At 61.8% G+C, this 16,661-nt stretch carries 20 protein-coding genes; 1 reads left to right on the top strand and 19 read right to left on the bottom strand.

Annotated features, from left to right (window positions below):
- Nucleotides 1-5: 5 nt before the first annotated feature.
- Entirely contained in the window at nucleotides 6-1,367 is a 1,362-nt protein-coding gene (locus AC13C2_RS11945; protein WP_482886932.1) for a pyruvate dehydrogenase complex dihydrolipoamide acetyltransferase, read from the top strand.
- A gap of 74 nt (nucleotides 1,368-1,441) precedes the next feature.
- Here the strand turns inward: AC13C2_RS11945 and cysE are convergent, their stop codons facing one another.
- The 19 genes from cysE to AC13C2_RS12040 all read right to left on the bottom strand — a co-directional run bounded on the left by cysE (nucleotide 1,442) and on the right by AC13C2_RS12040 (nucleotide 16,656).
- Nucleotides 1,442-2,260, bottom strand: coding sequence for a serine O-acetyltransferase (cysE, locus tag AC13C2_RS11950; RefSeq protein WP_092762898.1), 819 nt, complete (start codon nucleotides 2,258-2,260; stop codon nucleotides 1,442-1,444).
- A gap of 66 nt (nucleotides 2,261-2,326) precedes the next feature.
- Nucleotides 2,327-6,253 (bottom strand): baseplate multidomain protein megatron, encoded by a 3,927-nt coding sequence (locus AC13C2_RS11955; protein WP_482886933.1) that lies wholly within the window; start codon nucleotides 6,251-6,253, stop codon nucleotides 2,327-2,329.
- Between the two features lie 3 nt (nucleotides 6,254-6,256).
- On the bottom strand, nucleotides 6,257-6,703 hold the full coding sequence (locus AC13C2_RS11960; RefSeq protein ID WP_482886934.1) for a C40 family peptidase: 447 nt from the start codon (nucleotides 6,701-6,703) through the stop codon (nucleotides 6,257-6,259).
- Nucleotides 6,700-7,569 carry a DUF2163 domain-containing protein gene (locus AC13C2_RS11965; RefSeq protein ID WP_482886935.1) on the bottom strand — a complete coding sequence of 290 codons (870 nt, stop codon included), beginning with the start codon at nucleotides 7,567-7,569 and terminating at the stop codon, nucleotides 6,700-6,702. The genes AC13C2_RS11960 and AC13C2_RS11965 overlap by 4 nt, the downstream gene beginning before the upstream one ends.
- Nucleotides 7,566-8,198, bottom strand: a complete 633-nt coding sequence (locus AC13C2_RS11970) for a phage distal tail protein, Rcc01695 family (RefSeq protein WP_339643046.1) — start codon at nucleotides 8,196-8,198, stop codon at nucleotides 7,566-7,568. Before AC13C2_RS11970 ends, AC13C2_RS11965 begins: the two co-directional genes overlap by 4 nt.
- 10 nt (nucleotides 8,199-8,208) lie before the next feature.
- The gene (locus AC13C2_RS11975; RefSeq protein ID WP_424338364.1) at nucleotides 8,209-8,865 is read right to left on the bottom strand and encodes a phage tail tape measure protein; all 657 of its coding nucleotides are present in this window, start codon (nucleotides 8,863-8,865) and stop codon (nucleotides 8,209-8,211) included.
- A complete protein-coding gene (locus AC13C2_RS11980) occupies nucleotides 8,858-9,073 on the bottom strand; it encodes a rcc01693 family protein (protein ID WP_474521650.1) in 216 nt (71 codons plus the stop codon). The genes AC13C2_RS11975 and AC13C2_RS11980 overlap by 8 nt, the downstream gene beginning before the upstream one ends.
- Nucleotides 9,070-9,393: a gene transfer agent family protein gene (locus tag AC13C2_RS11985; protein WP_482886936.1), complete on the bottom strand. Its 324-nt coding sequence runs from the start codon at nucleotides 9,391-9,393 to the stop codon at nucleotides 9,070-9,072. Before AC13C2_RS11985 ends, AC13C2_RS11980 begins: the two co-directional genes overlap by 4 nt.
- A complete protein-coding gene (locus AC13C2_RS11990) occupies nucleotides 9,393-9,806 on the bottom strand; it encodes a phage major tail protein, TP901-1 family (RefSeq protein ID WP_339645806.1) in 414 nt (137 codons plus the stop codon). The genes AC13C2_RS11985 and AC13C2_RS11990 overlap by 1 nt, the downstream gene beginning before the upstream one ends.
- Nucleotides 9,807-9,809: 3 nt before the next feature.
- Nucleotides 9,810-10,244, bottom strand: coding sequence for a DUF3168 domain-containing protein (locus tag AC13C2_RS11995; RefSeq protein WP_482886937.1), 435 nt, complete (start codon nucleotides 10,242-10,244; stop codon nucleotides 9,810-9,812).
- Nucleotides 10,241-10,582, bottom strand: coding sequence for a head-tail adaptor protein (locus AC13C2_RS12000; protein ID WP_482886938.1), 342 nt, complete (start codon nucleotides 10,580-10,582; stop codon nucleotides 10,241-10,243). Before AC13C2_RS12000 ends, AC13C2_RS11995 begins: the two co-directional genes overlap by 4 nt.
- Nucleotides 10,582-11,133 (bottom strand): head-tail connector protein, encoded by a 552-nt coding sequence (locus tag AC13C2_RS12005; protein ID WP_482886939.1) that lies wholly within the window; start codon nucleotides 11,131-11,133, stop codon nucleotides 10,582-10,584. Before AC13C2_RS12005 ends, AC13C2_RS12000 begins: the two co-directional genes overlap by 1 nt.
- A gap of 215 nt (nucleotides 11,134-11,348) precedes the next feature.
- Complete coding sequence (locus AC13C2_RS12010; protein WP_092762922.1) at nucleotides 11,349-12,494, bottom strand: phage major capsid protein; 1,146 nt, start codon at nucleotides 12,492-12,494, stop codon at nucleotides 11,349-11,351.
- 31 nt (nucleotides 12,495-12,525) lie between these two features.
- Nucleotides 12,526-13,053: an HK97 family phage prohead protease gene (locus AC13C2_RS12015; RefSeq protein ID WP_424338076.1), complete on the bottom strand. Its 528-nt coding sequence runs from the start codon at nucleotides 13,051-13,053 to the stop codon at nucleotides 12,526-12,528.
- A gap of 45 nt (nucleotides 13,054-13,098) precedes the next feature.
- A complete protein-coding gene (locus tag AC13C2_RS12020; RefSeq protein ID WP_139204704.1) occupies nucleotides 13,099-13,467 on the bottom strand; it encodes a hypothetical protein in 369 nt (122 codons plus the stop codon).
- A gap of 43 nt (nucleotides 13,468-13,510) precedes the next feature.
- A complete protein-coding gene (locus AC13C2_RS12025; protein ID WP_092762928.1) occupies nucleotides 13,511-13,810 on the bottom strand; it encodes a hypothetical protein in 300 nt (99 codons plus the stop codon).
- The gene (locus tag AC13C2_RS12030; protein ID WP_092762930.1) at nucleotides 13,807-14,958 is read right to left on the bottom strand and encodes a phage portal protein; all 1,152 of its coding nucleotides are present in this window, start codon (nucleotides 14,956-14,958) and stop codon (nucleotides 13,807-13,809) included. The genes AC13C2_RS12025 and AC13C2_RS12030 overlap by 4 nt, the downstream gene beginning before the upstream one ends.
- A 68-nt stretch (nucleotides 14,959-15,026) precedes the next feature.
- Nucleotides 15,027-16,349 carry a DNA-packaging protein gene (locus AC13C2_RS12035; protein ID WP_482886940.1) on the bottom strand — a complete coding sequence of 441 codons (1,323 nt, stop codon included), beginning with the start codon at nucleotides 16,347-16,349 and terminating at the stop codon, nucleotides 15,027-15,029.
- Nucleotides 16,291-16,656 carry a hypothetical protein gene (locus AC13C2_RS12040; protein WP_474521642.1) on the bottom strand — a complete coding sequence of 122 codons (366 nt, stop codon included), beginning with the start codon at nucleotides 16,654-16,656 and terminating at the stop codon, nucleotides 16,291-16,293. Before AC13C2_RS12040 ends, AC13C2_RS12035 begins: the two co-directional genes overlap by 59 nt.
- Nucleotides 16,657-16,661: the final 5 nt, after the last annotated feature.

The raw sequence follows: 16,661 nt of genomic DNA on the forward strand, positions 1-16,661 counted from the left end.
CCGACATGGCTACCGAGATTCTGATGCCCGCCCTGTCCCCGACGATGGAGGAAGGAACGCTGGCGAAATGGCTGGTCAAGGAAGGAGATACGGTTTCATCCGGTGACTTGCTGGCCGAAATCGAGACCGACAAGGCGACGATGGAGTTTGAAGCCGTTGACGAAGGAGTGATCGGCAAGATTATCGTCGCCGAAGGCACCGAGGGCGTCAAAGTGAACTCTCCCATCGCGGTCTTGCTGGAGGAAGGCGAGGATGCGGCGGCTATCGATAGCGCCGCGTCATCTGCACCTGTGGCTTCGTCAGAGACGCCTGCGCCGGAGCCCGAAAAAGGCTATGGCCGCGAAGCCGCGCCGAAGGCGGACGATGATAACGGCGCCAAGGTCGACGGCGAACAGGCCGAGTCTAACCCTGCCCGGACGGCCGCATCCGGCGACCGGGTCTTCGCCACTCCCGTCGCCCGTCGCATCGCTAAGGACAAGGGCCTCGATCTGAGCCAAATTAAAGGTTCCGGCCCTCGTGGACGCATCGTGAAAATGGATGTCGAGACCGCAAAGCCTGGAGAGACAAAACCCGCCGCAACCGCCACAGAGGCACCCAGGACCGCGACCGAAGGCCAAAAGCCGACCGCCCCAGCGGGCATGACCGCGGATCAGGTTGCCAAAATGTACGAAGACCGTGAGTTTGAGGAGGTCAGGCTGGACGGGATGCGCAAGACTATCGCCGCCCGTCTGACCGAAGCAAAGCAGACTATTCCGCATTTCTACCTGCGCCGCGACATCCAGCTGGATGCGTTGCTCAAGTTCCGCAGCCAGCTCAACAAGCAGCTTGAGGATCGCGGCGTGAAGCTGTCGGTAAACGATTTCATCATCAAGGCCAGTGCCCTGGCTCTACAACAGGTGCCCGATGCGAACGCTGTCTGGGCCGGTGACCGGATGCTGAAGCTCAAGCCGTCGGACGTAGCCGTGGCTGTGGCCATCGAAGGTGGATTGTTCACGCCGGTTCTGAAAGACGCGCATCTGAAGTCCCTCTCGGCGTTATCGGCCGAAATGAAAGATCTCGCGGCCCGCGCGCGCGACCGCAAGCTTGCACCTCATGAATATCAGGGCGGCAGCTTCGCGATCTCCAACCTGGGGATGTTCGGCATCACCAATTTCGATGCCGTCATCAACCCGCCGCATGGCTCCATTCTCGCCGTTGGCGCAGGCGTCAAACAGCCAGTGATCGGCGCCGATGGCGAAATCACCGCAGCGACTGTCATGTCGGTTACACTCAGCGTCGATCACCGGGTCATCGATGGTGCACTTGGTGCGAATTTTCTGAATGCGATTGCAGAAAATCTGGAAAATCCGATCACGATGCTTGCCTGATGCTCGCTACATTGGCGCAAACAAAAAGCCGCCCCCGAAGGGGCGGCTTTTCCGATTCAGAATGTTCTAGTTATTCAGACGTCCGGTGCCCTGATCCCAATCAGTTGATCCATCATCACCGACGGATGCGCGCACCCTGCCTCGCCAACGATGCGAGCAGGTACACCGGCCACAGTCGTTTTCGGCGGCACATCCTCCAGCACGACTGATCCTGCTGCGATCCTAGAGCATTGCCCGATTGTAATATTTCCAAGAACTTTCGCGCCTGCACCTATCAAAACGCCATCACCGATCTTGGGATGCCGGTCATCGTCTTCCTTGCCGGTTCCACCAAGCGTAACAGAATGCAGCATCGACACGTTGTCACCCACCACAGCCGTCTCGCCGATGACGATCGAATGTGCATGATCGATCATGATGCCACGCCCAATGCGAGCGCCAGGATGAATATCCACGCCGAATAACTCGCTGACACGCATCTGAACGAAATACGAAAGATCCTTGCGCCCCTGCCGCCAAAGCCAGCTTCCGATCCGGCTGGCCTGTATTGCCTTGAAGCCTTTGAAAAACATCATCGGCTGAAGGAATCGATCACAGGCCGGATCGCGTTCGAACGTGGCCACGATGTCGGCGCGCGCGGCCGTCGCAATAGCCGGATCACTGGTCAACGCTTCATCGGCCAATCCGCGAAGGATCTGTTCGCTCATTTCGCCGGATGCGAGTTTCTGCGCGAAACGATAAGCCAAAGCCATCTCGATCGTCGGATGGTGCAGGATCGAAGAATGGATCAACCCCGCTAAGACAGGTTCGTCACGAATGGCATTCTGCGCTTCCTCTGTGATCCGATCCCAGACGGGATCGATCGCATGCACGTGTCTGTTCGCCAAGGTCATGTCGCCGCGCTCCGCGTTATTATCTATCTGATATAGGGTAAATCAGGGCGGTCTTCAAACGCGACATCAAGATATCGTCAAGGTTGCAAATGTGCCAGGGCCTACATCCTCGGAAATTTGCGCGACGGCGATGGTCGCGCCTTCCGCCATCAGTTGCGCGCGTTCCGGGATCGACGCACCCAAAAGGATGGCTGAACCACTGGTCGCCGTTTCCGAAAGTATCGTTCCATCTTCCCGCAATACCCTCACGATATAAGATTCCCTGGCCTCCCCCAACGGGACGTCCGCCACGTCCCAGCCGTCCCCTCCAAGGCGCGAGCGGCGAATCCAGCCGACTGCTAGACCATCGCTGTTCCACCGTGCTGTCAGATGCACAGGCGCATAGGGCCGCAGCCCCTCTCCGAAAACGGTTAAGGCTTCATATTCGAAGGCGGCATTGTCGAAACTCAGGTTTGCAGGCCCGGTGCGATAATGTCGCTCAAGTCCGAGAGATCCCTTTGCCAACTCCAGTTGCGGCAAACCACTTTGCAAGAATACGACCTGACTTCCGATCGGCCGCTCTGATGCCATCGCCCACTCTGTCCCACGCTGTCCCCGCAGCCGCGACGACAGTCCCCAGACACCTTTTGAGATCAGACGTGCCGTCCGGAACTGAAACACTTCCCAGCCCCAAGGTGACCCATCGTTGATGGCTGCGGCATTCACGCCCGCCAGCAGTGCTTCCACCGAGACCGACTCCAGTTCTCCGGCAGCCAGCCGTACTATTAGCTCCGGTCCCTCGTCGAACAAACCTGGCATGGCGGGAGATAGGATCGTTTCGGTCACTCCGACCTGCGCCGGAGCGCCAATCAAAATGTTCAGGCCATAATTACTGTCCTCGACCGAGGAATAGACCGCGACTGATCCCGGCCAAGGCGATGCCGAAACCGCAGCATATGGGGCATGCGCCACCTCCTCACCTGTTAACAACGGCAGGTCCAGATAGGTCACGTCGACCGGCAGCGGCGCAAGGGGACGAATCCGTCCCGATCCGTCTTCGACTGCATCGCTTGGCTCGAACAGCCCCAATTCTGTGCGCACGGCCTGAACCTTTCGCGGACCGGCGTCTTCCAATCGATCGATCCGCCAAAGATCGGTGGTCCCATCCAGCCGGATAACGTCCCCGGCCTTTTCATGACGACGCGACGGCGGCAGCTCGAACTCGATCGTATCGCGCACGACAGTGGTTTCCGTCAGATATCGCTCTGCAAGTCCGTGTGCCTCGCCTTTTGTCAAGGCGACGGGAAGCTCCTGTTCCGAAACCGGAACAACAGTGGTCCCCGGCACTACCGCGTCGGCTACCCGGACCTCGAAATCGCCCTCAGCGTCTAAATGATGGACGATAACCCGCTTTGGTGTTTCTGCTTCGGCGGCGCGTTGCCATCCGATCACTGGCCCGTCTTGCCGAACAAGAAATTCCGGATCAATCGCATGTTCTTCCGCCAAAGCGCGCATCGAGAAAACAAGCTTGCCCTCCCGCTCACTTGCCTCGACGCCATAGGCCATCATCAATGGTTGAAGATCGGCCCGCGCCGCCTGCATGTTCGTCATCGCATAGCCGCGGACCACACCGTAAACGCCGGACACATCGACTTGCGTCAGGCCGCTCGCCTCGCAAATTTCGCGGATCACAGTCGCAAGCGGCTGGTTCCCGCTTCGTCCCGATATCCAGTGCCCACGCTGATGATTCACGCCGTCGGACCAGACCTCCTCCAACTCGGGGAAATACGGCCAGGGCCGCGCGTCCCAAGCCCAGGCAAAGCTGTGCCCAAGGTCGAGCATTGGCCCCGAATACCGGTCAGATGCAACATTCGCCTCGGGACCCTGCCAATAGGACAGCAGCGCCCGCAGATATTGCATCTGCATCGCATCGTCCCGACGACCGTTGGAATATCGTGGCAGACGCGATTCGGACGACTTCACATCGACAAAACTGTTAGGCTCGTTTGCCCCTTTATCGATCGCGGCGCAGCCATATTCCGTGAACCGGATCGGCTTCAGGCGCGGCTCCCAAAGAGTCGGCAGGTCGGTCCGTACGCCATCAATCCGATCATGGTGGGCATTGCCCCACCAGTTTCGGATATCTTTGTAACGCCAGACCCAGGGTTCGTCGTATGCTCCATCCGTAATCGGCTCGCGGCGCTGTGCATTGCGTGCCTCGGAGGTTTCATAAAACCAATCGAAACCCTCACCACCTTCGATCTGACTGTGCAGATAATCAATGTTCAGGCAGGTTTTCGCCGCGACATCTGCATGGTCTTTACCCTCGCGCCAATCGGCCATTGGCATGTAATTGTCGATCCCGATAAAGTCGATGTTGTCGTCGGACCAAAGCGGGTCCAGATGATAATGCAGGCTGTCCGCATCCGCAGGCTGATACCCGAAGTATTCCGTCCAATCAGCAGCATAGCTGATTTTAGCATCAGGCAGAATTCTGCGGACCTCCGCCGCCAATGCAATCAGTTCTGACACTGCCGGGAACGTGTCGCCCGCCCCTCTGATCTGCGTCAGGCCGCGCATTTCGGAGCCAATGCAGAATGCTTCGACGCCACCCGCTTCCGCGCAGAGTCTCGCATAGTGCAAGATGAAGCGGCGATAAGACCAGTCGCCATCCGGCCCCTGCATAATCACCTGTTGGCCGGCTGCGGAATTGCCGACATTGCGCAAGGAAAAATCACCGCTAACCGTTGTGCCAAAAAACGACGCTACTTCGGATTCGGCAGCTTCCGTCCTGTCGGTCGACCCGTATAGGCTAGGTCCAACGTCCGTTGTAATTCGTCCGCGCCACGGCAACGCCGGCTGCTCGCCCTGCCCCCAAGGATTGGGCAACCCGTTGCCTGCCAATTGCTGCATCAGGATGAAGGGGTAAAACGTGACGTCCAGACCCCGCGCGTTCAGGTCGCGTATCGCCTCGATCACCGAGCTATCGCAAGGTGTGCCTCCGTAAACCGACCGCCCGTCAAGTTTTGGAACGATGTCTGCCGCTGCTCGGTCAACGCCTGAGACATTCCATCTCAACGGCTTGCCGTCCGAACCGGCCTGTTCGACTTTCGGACGAATGGTACAACTCCCACATCGCAAGTCGTCCCCGAACCACGACACGATCAGAGAGACCGACTTCAAGTTCGGAAATTCTTCAGTCAGATCATCCATCGAGACGGTGAAATCCGGAATGCCCTGCTCGGTGTTCACGTTCGCGGAATCTTTCTGCCCGCGCCCCAGATCGTAATGAACCGCAGTCGTGGCAAGAGTGTATTCCCCGGTGCCCGGAATGATAGCTACCCCCTCGATCAAGTCCATGGGGGCCGGGATTTCGCCGGGCGCACGCGCTGTGCGCACGACCTCGAATGACAGTTGCGGCATACGGTTGCCGAACGGCGTCAAATCCAGACCCTCGACCACGACATAGGCAATGCCGCGATACGCTGGGGCATTGCCCGCGCCTTCCACAGCCTCGATCAATGCATCAGGCATCTGGTCTTCTGTGCCGCGATAGATCCGCATCTGGATTGACGATTTCGAGATTTCGCTACCATCCGCCCAGACGCGACCCACACGAGTGATCTCGCCCTCGCTCAGAGCCAGCGCGAACGATATGGAATAGCTGTATTGCGTCTGTGTCGGCGCTTTGGGCGCGCCCTTGCCGCCCCCTCCTCCGCCTGTCGTTTGCCGGTTTTCCATGAACCGCGTCGCCCAGATCACCTGACCTGAGACGCGAACGCGCCCCACCACCCGTGGAATTACCGCGCCTTCCGACGCCCCCGTCAGACGCAGTCGATCCAGCCGACCGTATTCCACCGCATCTGCACCACCGCCCAGGATCGATTGGTCGATGGTCCGACCCAAAGTCGCGCCGACTGCACGTCCGATCACGGCACCGCTCAAACCGATGAACGATCCGCCCAGACTTCCCCCGACGGCCGCACCGACCGCACCAAGTATCAGTGTTGCCATTTTTCAGGTCTCCTTGATCGGCGCAGTCGGAAAATCGAAACGTGCGGATACGCGCCGCAGCCACGCCGCGGACAGATGGCTTTCGACGACACCGTGTCCGCTATAGGCATGGATAAACGTAGGGCTGCTCCCGCCGACCCCGACAACACCCAGATGTTTCGCCACGGATCCGTCGCGCATCCGAAACAACAACATCTCGCCCGAATGGACATCGCGACCGCGTAACACGCGTATGAAATGCCTGTCTGCGGCAGCCGTCAGGACTTCGTCGCCTTGTGGCTCCGACCAGTCGCGTGAATATTCGGGAACGGCTTCCGGCTCGTGGTCGTACAACTCGCGCCAGACACCGCGGATCAACCCAAGGCAGTCCGTCCCGCCACCCTGCACCGAAGCCTGATGCACATAGGGCGTCCCGATCCAGCGCCGTGCGATATCCGCGACGCGGTTCACAGCCGACCTCCATCGTTCCGACCAGCCTTCACAGGATAGCTCATTAACCAGTCTTCGCCCGGAATGCCTGGAAATCCCCGAAAGTTCAGAAGGTTGTCAAACTTCAAACGGCAGGTTTCCATCCGCTTGTCGCATCCTGCCTCCAACCTCACCCGGTCTCCGACGACAAGATTCCGACGCAGCGATGTCCAAAGATCGATTTGCCGAGCATCTCCGTCGATACGGTCCACCTTGATACGCTCGGACGCCCCCTTCGCTTTACCCGAAAGCACGATTAGACGCCCGCGCTCGAACCACTTCGGTGCATACTCCCGCAGAACGGGAAACCGCAGCTTCTGATCCGCATCCACGGCAAGAACTTCACTCTCGCCGGCAAACAACGGTCCCAGATCCTTGCGGCATCGACTGTCGCCCAGCACCGCATCGCACCGCGCTTGATAAACCCGCCCTCGCGTCGTGTTCAAAGCTTCCGCCAGTCCGCGCAACTCGGCGGAAAACGTGCCTTCCCCCCAGGAAATCTCGCCCAGGGAGCCACGGAACTGAATCTCATGCACTGTCGGATCGGTCCAGTTGACAAGGTAGGCCGTGATCTCGGCCGCGTCCCAAAGTCCGGCACGCAGATCCTCGGCACGGATTGAATCGTGACTTAACGCGCCCTGTGCCTCGGCGTTGTCGACGGCCAGACCGGACGTGGCCTGTAATGCACCTGCCGTCATGCCAGACGCCGCAAGACACTCGACACCTTCCAAGACCAATGTTTGATCGTGATCGGTGAAACCCAGCACGACGTCATCGGCACGACGGACAATCCAGACGCGACAGACAGTCGCTGTGCCCCCGGCCAGATGTTTCGAAAGCGCGCTCATACCCGCAACTCCACCACTGGCACGTCCGGCACTTCGCCCGCGTGGAAACTGGCGACTGATGTCATGATGGCGTCGGCATCGAACCGCACCGGGACGTCGAACTCAAAGCCGGCAGTTACTTCAACGCCGACATCGGGTGGCTCAGCGAAGGTGATCAAACCTGTTGCCGCATCGACAGTAAAGTGCCGGAACTCATCCAGTTCGTCATCCTGTATCCCGGCGCGGATGGTCCCGGTTATCGGCTTGCTGATCGGACGAACATAAGTCTGCTCACCGGACCGGTATGTCTTCGACAGCTGAAACACCGTGGTCGCGCCGTCCCCCGTCCCGATCCGCTGATCAATGTAGCTCACCCGATCCGCCGACAGGCTGGTCTTGAAGTCTGCCCAATCCTTCCAGCGAAAGCCGTGCAACCGTCCGCGCCGCGCCTCGAAGAACGCTATCAACTCGCTTACATCGTCCAGAGATCGCATGCCCACCCCGGCATCATACCGACGACGCGAATGCGCCCAGGGCGTATTGCGCTCCTCGAAGCCGTTGGCCAACGTCACGACTTCGGTCAACCGCTCCGGTCCACCGACCGATCCAAAGGACAACCTCGACGGGAAGCGTATTTCGTGGAATGACATATCGAATACCTCAGCGGTTGCGGGTGCCGCGCGAAAGGGCACGGGACATTTCAGCGGCGATCTGACTGCGCGACCGACGGAAACTCTTAGCGTCGGGGGTGGAGATATTCATCTGCACCGTCACAGCACCGCTCGACCCGCCATTCGTTTGCACGCCCAACCGCCCATCCGGACCGCGTGCCAACGGCATGATCGCCTCGGGTCCGGCCTCCCCCATCAATCCGGTGCCGCCGCGCATTGGAAACTGGGTCGCCGCGCTGATCACGCCACCCTTGGCGAACGGCATCACGCGGCCCTGGGCAAAGCTCGCTCCGTTCGCAAACGGCAGAACCGCATTCAATCCGCCTGCCAGCAGGCCTCCAAAGGCTTGGCTGACGGGTTTGACAGCCGTGTTGTAGGTTGCGTTGATCATCGATTGCGCCAGTCCGGTCAGCGCATCAGAAAGCTTCGCGCCATCGAAAATCACGCCGTCGAACGCCCGTTTCAGTGACCCGCCAAAGGTGCGTGACAAACCCTGCACCTCCCGTTGGGTATGCAACATCTGCCCCTCCAACGTTCCCAGTTCCGCCGTAAACTGAGCAACAACCACCTCCGACCCGCCCAACCGCGCTTCAAGCGCGTCGAGCGAGGCGTCGATACCCGCCTCGTCCAGATCCCTGTCATACATTCCGTGTCTCCACCTTGTCGGGAAACCGGGCGGCAAGGGCATCAAGCCCCGCCCGGTCCATTGGCAATCGCCCGTCGCCATGCCCCAGAAGGAACGCCAGTTCCGCAGGGGTCAGCGCCCAGAATTCCGCCGGTTTCAGACCAAGACCGCGCAATCCCGCGGCCATCAACGCGGGCCAGTCGAAGGCTTCATCCTCTGCCCTGCTCATCGCTCCGGCAGGGCGAACGCCCGTCCCAGTAACAGCGCGGCAACCCGGGTGGCCTCGACCGGCCCGCCCTCAATTTCAGCAGATAAAAGTCGGCCGGCGTTCCCTTGCCAACCGCCCCCCCGCAACCCTGCCAGCAACAACCGGGCGACATCGCGCGCCCGAAACCCGCCGTTCTCGAACCGTCGCACCAGACCGACCAGACTGTCCGCCTGCATCTCGGTCTCTAACTCGGCCAAGGCACCCAGCGTCAGTTTCAGCAGGTGACGCTCGCCATCCAAGACCAGCGCCACCTCGCCCGCATAGGGGTTTCCGTCGCCCATCAAAGCGGCGTGAACGTCAGTTCCCCGGCCGAGGCGAGCGCGATTTCATAGGTCGCCTCGCCATCGTGCGTACCGCCGTATTCCAGCGACGTGATCTGAAATGCACCCTGCACGATGCCGAAGTCGGGAATAATCACCTGAAATGCGGGGACTTCGCCGTCGAAGAACAACTGCCGCGCACGCGCATCTGTATCCTCGTCGCGGAAGATGCCCGATCCGCTGACCTGCGCCGATTTCACACCGCCGCCAGACAGCAATTCGCGCCAGCCCCCGGCGCTTTCCGTCGACGTCACATCGATGCTGCCCGCGTTGAATGTCAGCCGCGTTGCGCGCAGCCCGGCCAGCGTCACGAAAACGCCGGTGCCATCCTGATCAACCTTCAGCAGAAGGTCCTTACCTGCCTGAACACTCATGTATCACACTCCTGAAATTGCGACCTGGACGGTCTGATCATCGGTCCGGGCGCGGAACCAGAGGTCGATCCTGCGGATGCCCTCGCCCTCGTCTCGCCGGGCATCCGCCCGCAAGAACCGCATTGAAACCAGCCGCCCCCGCGCCAGCGGCAACTCGTCCCCCACCAATGCGTCCGAAACCGCCGCAGCCACCATTTTGGCGGCAATGTACCCCTCGCGCCGCGTCACCACACTGACGCGCATTCGGTGAATGGCCCCCTGTCCCGACGCGTCGGAAATGCCCACGGCCCGCTCGTGCCCCAGCGCTACGAAAAGGTCCGGGGCGGATTCGGGTGTCGAATCGAACACTGCGCCGCCCAGCAATGCATCCACCGCCGGATCGGCGATCAGGCGGCCATAAACGGCGGTCTGAAGGCTTTCGCCCATGGTGTAACTCATGGTGTCGTCCTTTCCCCGGGGACGTCGCTGGCCAGGATCACCAGCACATGCTTCAGCTCCTCATGCGTCGCCTCGACTTCGTAGACGCGGCTTCCATCGCGCAGTCGGTCACCCGCAATCGGTCGCGTCGGGTGACCGTCGGGTAATGCGTGAGTCTTGATCCGCACCTGCAAGCGCGGTGTGCGCCCGAATTCGCTGTGTTTCAGACCGCCTGACCGCATCCGGACGTCCGCCCAGATTGCACCGCGTTCTTCCCAGCCCCGGACCTGACCACCGCCGCCATCGGGCGTGCGGACCGGCACCTCCAGCGTCAGCCGCCGGGTGTATACCTGCCCCATCAGCCCATGCCTCCAAGGCGCAGACCCCGGAATGGCGCCAGCAGCGCGTCGATCTGAACGCCGACCGCCATATCGCCCGCGTCCAACGTTTCCGCCATAAGCAGAACCGCCTGTTGCAGCGCATCCGGCACCGCATTCCACGTCCCGTATCCCGCGCGTAGCGTCATCGTCAGCGGCAGCCCTGCCCCGACCTTCTCCGACAGCAGGGCAACCGGCCGATGCGGATCGCTCCGCAGCGTCACCGGCCCCAGCGCGCGGAGGCCACTGCGCATCGTCAATTCGGCCCCCAAAATCTCCGCAACCGGAGCAATCGGCAAGGAAATCTCCTGCCCGCCGCCCGTAAGGCCTGCGACAACAACCTCACGCGCGATCAACACCTTGCCCAGCCGCGCCTCAATCGACGAAATCGCGGCCCTCAACCGTAATCTCAGCCGTTCCGACTGACCCGGAACGATGTCGTAGGTTTCCGCCAGCCGCATTTGCGCGGCCAGTTGCGCCACCGGCAGCGCCTCATCCGCGATCCCTTCGGACCTCTGTAATTTCATCGCCATCCGCACCTCCGCATTGCGCGTCGAGTTTCATGTCTGGTGTTTTCCGAACGTGGTGGGTGGAACCAGTACGCCGCACGTGCGGACCAGGCCGGAGGCCCACCGGCCCCACCCTCCCCTGCGAACCCTTCAGGCCCGCAAAGGACGGGAATCGCCCCTGCTTCGGGCGACAGATTTTCAGGCGGCCCCGACTGTAAGACCGGGACCGCGCAATTGGATCAGACGACCGTGAACTTCAGAAGCTTGATCGCGGAAAAATCGGTCACATCGCCGCCGACCCGCTTGGTTGCATAGAACAGAACATGCGGCTTGGCACTGAACGGGTCGCGCAGCACCCGCAGATCGGGACGTTCGGCCACGGTATATCCCGCGCCGAAATCGCCGAATGCGATGGCCGTAGTGTCCACGCCGATATCGGGCATATCCTCGGCGATCAGCACCGGGTATCCCATCAGCTGTGCGGGTTGCCCTGCGGCCAGACTATCGGTCCACAGGAACCGCCCGTCCGCGTCCTTCATCTTGCGCACCGCACCCGCCGTCTTGGAATTCATGACGAAACTCGCGTTGGCACGGTATTTCGCACCCAGCGCATAGACCAGATCGACAATCGCATCAGACGGCTTGCTTGCTTCGAAATCGCCCGACGCGCCGGTTGCGACATATCCCAGGCTGCCCCACGTCCAGCTCTGCTCGTCGATATTCGGATAGACCAGGAAACCGCGCGGCTTGTCTATGCCATCCCCGGTAATGAAGGCCGCAGCCTCAGAGGTGGCGAACTTGTCGGCAATACGTGTGGCCAGCCAACCCTCGACGTCGAAGGCCGCGTCATCCAGCAAGCGTTGCGATGCTTTCGGCATCGCCGACAGCTCATGCAGCGGGATCGAGATACGGTCGAACAGCGATGTATCGGTTTCCTGGGTCGATCCGTTCTCGGTGGCCCATCCGGCCCCCATTTCGGTACGATCGACCAGAACATCGAACGATGTCGCCTCGACGTTGACCACCGTGGCGATCGACCGGATCGACGCCGAAGATGTCAGCACCGATTTGACCGTCTCGGCGGTCTGCGGATCGACCAGATATCCGCCCTCGGCCGAGACGGCGGTATTCATCGACTTGCCCTCCAGCGCCAGCGACCGCAGGCCGTCGTCGTCGCCCGACCGCAGATAGGCATCCATTGCCTTCTGATGCGGTGCTTCCACCATGTCGGATGTGGAAAGTTGTGGGCGTTGGCTCATGTAGGTCATGTTCAGACGTTCTTCCTGTTGCTTCATCTTCTGGGTGATATCCTGGCGGAAGCCTTTGAAATCGCTAACCAGTCCGGTCAACGCCTCAGTCACTTCCCCGACGCCGTCATGGCTCATCCGGTGTTCCTTTCGAGGGTGGTCGGCGGCGTCAGTCGCGCGCCAGTTCAAGACGCGCGGACTGGATCGCCCGCGCCATTTCACGCAGAGGGTCCGCCTTGGCCCCGACCCGCGCACTGGGCAGCATCGGAAAGGTCACAAGCGACACCTCCCAAAGCTCCAGTTCCTTCAGAAGCCTGCGCCCCTGACTGTCCTTTCCGGCCCGCTTGACCGTGTATCCGATGCTAAGCCCGTCCAGAGCACCCGCCTCGATCAGTGACGCCGCCTCACGGGCCTTCTCGACGCCCGGCAACAGACGTCCCTTCACGAACAATCCGCGCGCATCCTCGCGGACCTCGTCCCAGACACCGATCACGCAGGTCGGGTCGTGCTGCCACAGCATCTTCACCCGGCGCCCCTCGGCTGAAATACGCGCCAGACTGTCACAATAGGCTCCCGCCGCGACGACATCGCGCCCGGTGTCCTCTACCCCGAACCACGAGGCATAGCCTGCGATCCGGGCATCTTCCTCCAGACGCACGGAGGTTTCTCCCTGCGCGAACTTGCGTTCCAATATCATGTCATTACTCCTGCTTCGGCTGGCATTCGCCCGACGGCGGACGCCTCAGCCTTCAAAGAAATCCGTGATCGTGATCCAGAGCGGGTGGCACCTGTGCAATGCATAGGCCCGTGTGCCGCGAAGGCTGCGAAGCCCCCCGATCCGCCAGGGGCCCGCCTGCTGAAACCCCTTGGGACGTGTCCTCACAGGCACAACTTCCGTCACGGACGGCTGGAATTCGACCAACCGTCGCACCGGTCCTTCGTACCAGGCCAGCCCCAGAAATTCGCACTGGCGCATTTTGCGAAACCGGACGTGGAATATCACCCCATCCGCCTCCGACGCCTGATCGAAGATATCCGCCCGTGACACGACTGGGAAAAACCGGCTCTCCAGCAACGGTCCAACGGTGAACACCGCGGGTGTAAGCGCCATGCTCATCCCCAGCACCAACGCAGCCCGCGTTACTTTCGCTATGTCAGACACCGAGAAGGTTTCCTTTCAAAACGAAGGACATAAACCCCCCGATGATCGCCGCGAGGATCAGCCACACCAGACGCGAGATCAGCGCATCAATCCGATCAAGCCGCTTGTCGATCTGACTGAAGTGCGTCTCCAGGCGCTTTTGCTTTTCCTCGTTCACGGCCCGATACGTCTCCAGACGTGCAGCTGCCGTCTCGACCGCCGCCAGCCGCTCCTCCGCGCGCCGAAATGCCGCCTCGGTGTCGGAAAACGGTGCGTAGAGAAACCTGGACCCGCCGGTCCGGCCCGCCGTCATGCATCCTCTGCCGGGGGCAGCCCCAGCATCCGGCGCTTTTCGGCGTCCGTCAGGAACGTGGCCGACGCGATCCTGCTCCATTCGGCGTCGCGCTCGGCCTGCAATGCGGGAATACGGTCGCGATCTGCCGACAGGGTGAGGCTCTCGCCCGCATGTTCGCCCAGCCAGTATGCCAATCCTTCGCAGACCTTTGCCACAAGCGGCAAAACCGTCAGACGGTAGAACGCCCGGTTGGCCTCGACATAATTGGCATAGGTCGCGTCGCCGGGGATCCCCAGCATCATCGGCGGCACCCCGAAGGCCATCGCGATCTCGCGCGCCGCGGCCTCCTTGGTCTTCTGGAATTCCATGTCCGACGGGCTGAATCCCATCGGCTTCCAGTCCAGACCACCGTCCAGCAGCATCGGCCGCCCGGCATTGCGCGCGCCCTGATGCTGCGCCTCCATCTCGGACGCCAGCGTGTCGAACTGCTCCTGGGTCAGACCTTCACCGGAATTGACGATCGCCCCCGAAGGGCGCGCAGCATTATCAAGCAGGCCCTTCGACCAGCGCGACGCAGAATTGTGCACGTCGATGGCATTCGCCGCCGCCTGCAACGGCGACAATCCGTAATGATCGTCCTGCGGATGAAACGCCCGCACGTGGCAGATCGGAGAGGTCTCGCCGACGCGAAACCGATGTACCCGGCCCCCGACCGTGTAATCATACGCCACCGGCCAGCCGTCCGATCCCGGCACCACCGCCATCCGATCCGACCGCAGCACATGCAATTCCAGCGGCAGACCGTCCGGCCCGACCGCCTCGACATAGGCATTGCCGGTCAACAGGAACTGTCCGAACATCGCCTCCAGAAACTCGCCCCGTCCCTGTGCGCCATTGGGCCGCGACAGCAGTCCCAGCACAGGGTGCATGTCCAGCCGCCCTTCGTGGTCCGCACAGGTCAGCGGCACCGACGCCGCCGCCTCCGCAATCAACTTCACGGCGCGAAACCCGACCGGGTTCCCGGTGAACCCCATCCGCGTCAGCGTGCCGGTATCCCGCGATGACCAGACCGCGCGCCCGGCCGATCCCATCGCGGCAAGCCGTCCCGTCGCCGAAGCCTTCACCTCGGGCGCGCCGCCCCCGTCCTTTCGCCCAAATCCGAACATCGGTCGTCCTTCCGTCTTGCCAAAAAGAAAGGGCCCCGCCGGGCCCCCATTCTTCCTTGTTCCGTCGATTACAACTGCCGCAGTCTCGGTCCCGACCGCGTGCGGTCCGGGTCCAGCAGTGCCGCCCACAGTGCCCAGACCAGCGCGTCCACGCGGTCCGGCGATCCCTTGCCGCGATATCCGCCCACGGCCATCCGGCACATCTGATCCTCCAGCGGCCCCAGCCCCCGCAGGTGCCGCACCCGGCCCTGTTCATACAGCGCCGCCACCGGCTCGGCCCGCGCGGCCTTGCCCTTGCGCGCCATCACCTTGCGATAGCTGACGGTCGGCGCGACCTGCCGCAGCACCGCCTCGATCATCTCGCCGCCCTGATTGCCTTCCGCGACCACCCGGTCCGCGCCCCAGTGGTCATAGGCATCCGCCACCGCCTTCGCCCATTCGCTGGGGCTGGCCGCCGAGACCGTCGCATCTTCCAGAACCCAGGCTGTCCAGTCCCGTGGCGGTCCTGACGTAACCGCGCCCACGACCACGATCCCGGTCTCGTCCGCGGTCCCGCCCGACGACACCGCCGGGTCCACGCCGATCACGATCCTGTCGAACGCCGGCACCTCATCCACACGCAACGCATCCAGTAGGGGCGTCGACCAGAACGACCCCTCGATATCCTCCAGCAACAGACCGTCCAGCTCCTGACGCCCCATCCGCGTCCCGCCATAGCGTTCCATCACTTCCGTCAGGAATCCGCGCGCCAGATTGGCCCGGTTCACTTCCGTCGCGCCATGCGTCATCACCGTCGATTTCCGCGCCAGGATGTCCTTCAGAACCGGCACGTTCTTGGGTGTCGTCGTCACCACGGCCTGCGGATTGTTTCCCAGCCGCAGACAGAACTGCAACATGTCCCACGCCTCTTCCGCCGATTTCCACTTGGCCAGCTCGTCGACCCAGGCCGCGTCGAACTGCGGCCCGCGCAGCGCCTCGAAATCATGCGCCGAAAACGCCTGCGCCTCGGCTCCGTTCGGCCAGACCAACTTGCGGCTGGTGGCTTTCCACTGCGGGCGCCGATCCGGGGGCGTGCAGCGCAGAATGCCGCTCTCCCCCTCGATCATCACATCCCGCACCTGATCGTATGTTTCCCCTACCAGTGCCACCCGGCGGGCGACCCCGGCCTGTAACGACCGGGCCCCCTCGACCTGTGCGCGCACCCATTCGGCCCCGGAGCGGGTCTTGCCCGCGCCGCGACCGCCCAGAATGACCCAGGTGCGCCATTCACCCTCGGGTGGCAGTTGATGGTCCAAAGCCCAGAAGTCGAAAAGATACGGCAGTGCCTGAAGCTCATTCGCTTTCAGTTGCTCCAGAAATCTCTCCCGCATCCAGATGGGCGCGGATGCCATCGAGACGGCGCCCGATCTCAGCGCGTGCCGCGTCAAGGTCGATCCCGTCTCCTCCTCGTTGGGTGCATAGCGCATCTTCCACCTTCCCTTCTTCCACCAGGATCATCTGAACGGCCTTGCCCAAATCCTTGTGAAGCGTTGCCAGCCCGGCAATCTCCAGCTCGGCCAAGGGCTTGTCCTTAAGCGCGTCCAGGCTTCCCTGAAGTGTCTTGCGAAGGGCGAGCATGCTCAGAAATGCGCCCTCCGCCCGTGTCCGCGTGTCGATATCCGCCTCTTCGGACGGGTGGATCATTTGTTCACTGACCATATCTT

This window comes from Jannaschia sp. L-14R (assembly GCF_056857695.1).

Bases quoted from the DNA above. Each gene is read 5' to 3' on its own strand.
- AC13C2_RS11965 (WP_482886935.1), bottom strand. From the start codon at position 7,569: ATGAGCGCGCTTTCGAAACATCTGGCCGGGGGCACAGCGACTGTCTGT.
- AC13C2_RS12010 (WP_092762922.1), bottom strand. From the start codon at position 12,494: ATGAGCCATGACGGCGTCGGGGAAGTGACTGAGGCGTTGACCGGACTG.
- AC13C2_RS11990 (WP_339645806.1), bottom strand. From the start codon at position 9,806: ATGAGTGTTCAGGCAGGTAAGGACCTTCTGCTGAAGGTTGATCAGGAT.
- AC13C2_RS12005 (WP_482886939.1), bottom strand. From the start codon at position 11,133: ATGGCGATGAAATTACAGAGGTCCGAAGGGATCGCGGATGAGGCGCTG.
- AC13C2_RS12000 (WP_482886938.1), bottom strand. From the start codon at position 10,582: ATGGGGCAGGTATACACCCGGCGGCTGACGCTGGAGGTGCCGGTCCGC.
- AC13C2_RS11975 (WP_424338364.1), bottom strand. From the start codon at position 8,865: ATGTATGACAGGGATCTGGACGAGGCGGGTATCGACGCCTCGCTCGAC.
- cysE (WP_092762898.1), bottom strand. From the start codon at position 2,260: ATGACCTTGGCGAACAGACACGTGCATGCGATCGATCCCGTCTGGGAT.
- AC13C2_RS12040 (WP_474521642.1), bottom strand. From the start codon at position 16,656: ATGGTCAGTGAACAAATGATCCACCCGTCCGAAGAGGCGGATATCGAC.
- AC13C2_RS11980 (WP_474521650.1), bottom strand. From the start codon at position 9,073: ATGAGCAGGGCAGAGGATGAAGCCTTCGACTGGCCCGCGTTGATGGCC.
- AC13C2_RS11955 (WP_482886933.1), bottom strand. From the start codon at position 6,253: ATGGCAACACTGATACTTGGTGCGGTCGGTGCGGCCGTCGGGGGAAGT.
- AC13C2_RS11985 (WP_482886936.1), bottom strand. From the start codon at position 9,393: ATGGGCGACGGAAACCCCTATGCGGGCGAGGTGGCGCTGGTCTTGGAT.
- AC13C2_RS12035 (WP_482886940.1), bottom strand. From the start codon at position 16,349: ATGGCATCCGCGCCCATCTGGATGCGGGAGAGATTTCTGGAGCAACTG.
- AC13C2_RS11995 (WP_482886937.1), bottom strand. From the start codon at position 10,244: ATGAGTTACACCATGGGCGAAAGCCTTCAGACCGCCGTTTATGGCCGC.
- AC13C2_RS12025 (WP_092762928.1), bottom strand. From the start codon at position 13,810: ATGACGGCGGGCCGGACCGGCGGGTCCAGGTTTCTCTACGCACCGTTT.
- AC13C2_RS12030 (WP_092762930.1), bottom strand. From the start codon at position 14,958: ATGTTCGGATTTGGGCGAAAGGACGGGGGCGGCGCGCCCGAGGTGAAG.
- AC13C2_RS12015 (WP_424338076.1), bottom strand. From the start codon at position 13,053: ATGATATTGGAACGCAAGTTCGCGCAGGGAGAAACCTCCGTGCGTCTG.
- AC13C2_RS11970 (WP_339643046.1), bottom strand. From the start codon at position 8,198: ATGTCATTCCACGAAATACGCTTCCCGTCGAGGTTGTCCTTTGGATCG.
- AC13C2_RS12020 (WP_139204704.1), bottom strand. From the start codon at position 13,467: ATGGCGCTTACACCCGCGGTGTTCACCGTTGGACCGTTGCTGGAGAGC.
- AC13C2_RS11945 (WP_482886932.1), top strand. From the start codon at position 6: ATGGCTACCGAGATTCTGATGCCCGCCCTGTCCCCGACGATGGAGGAA.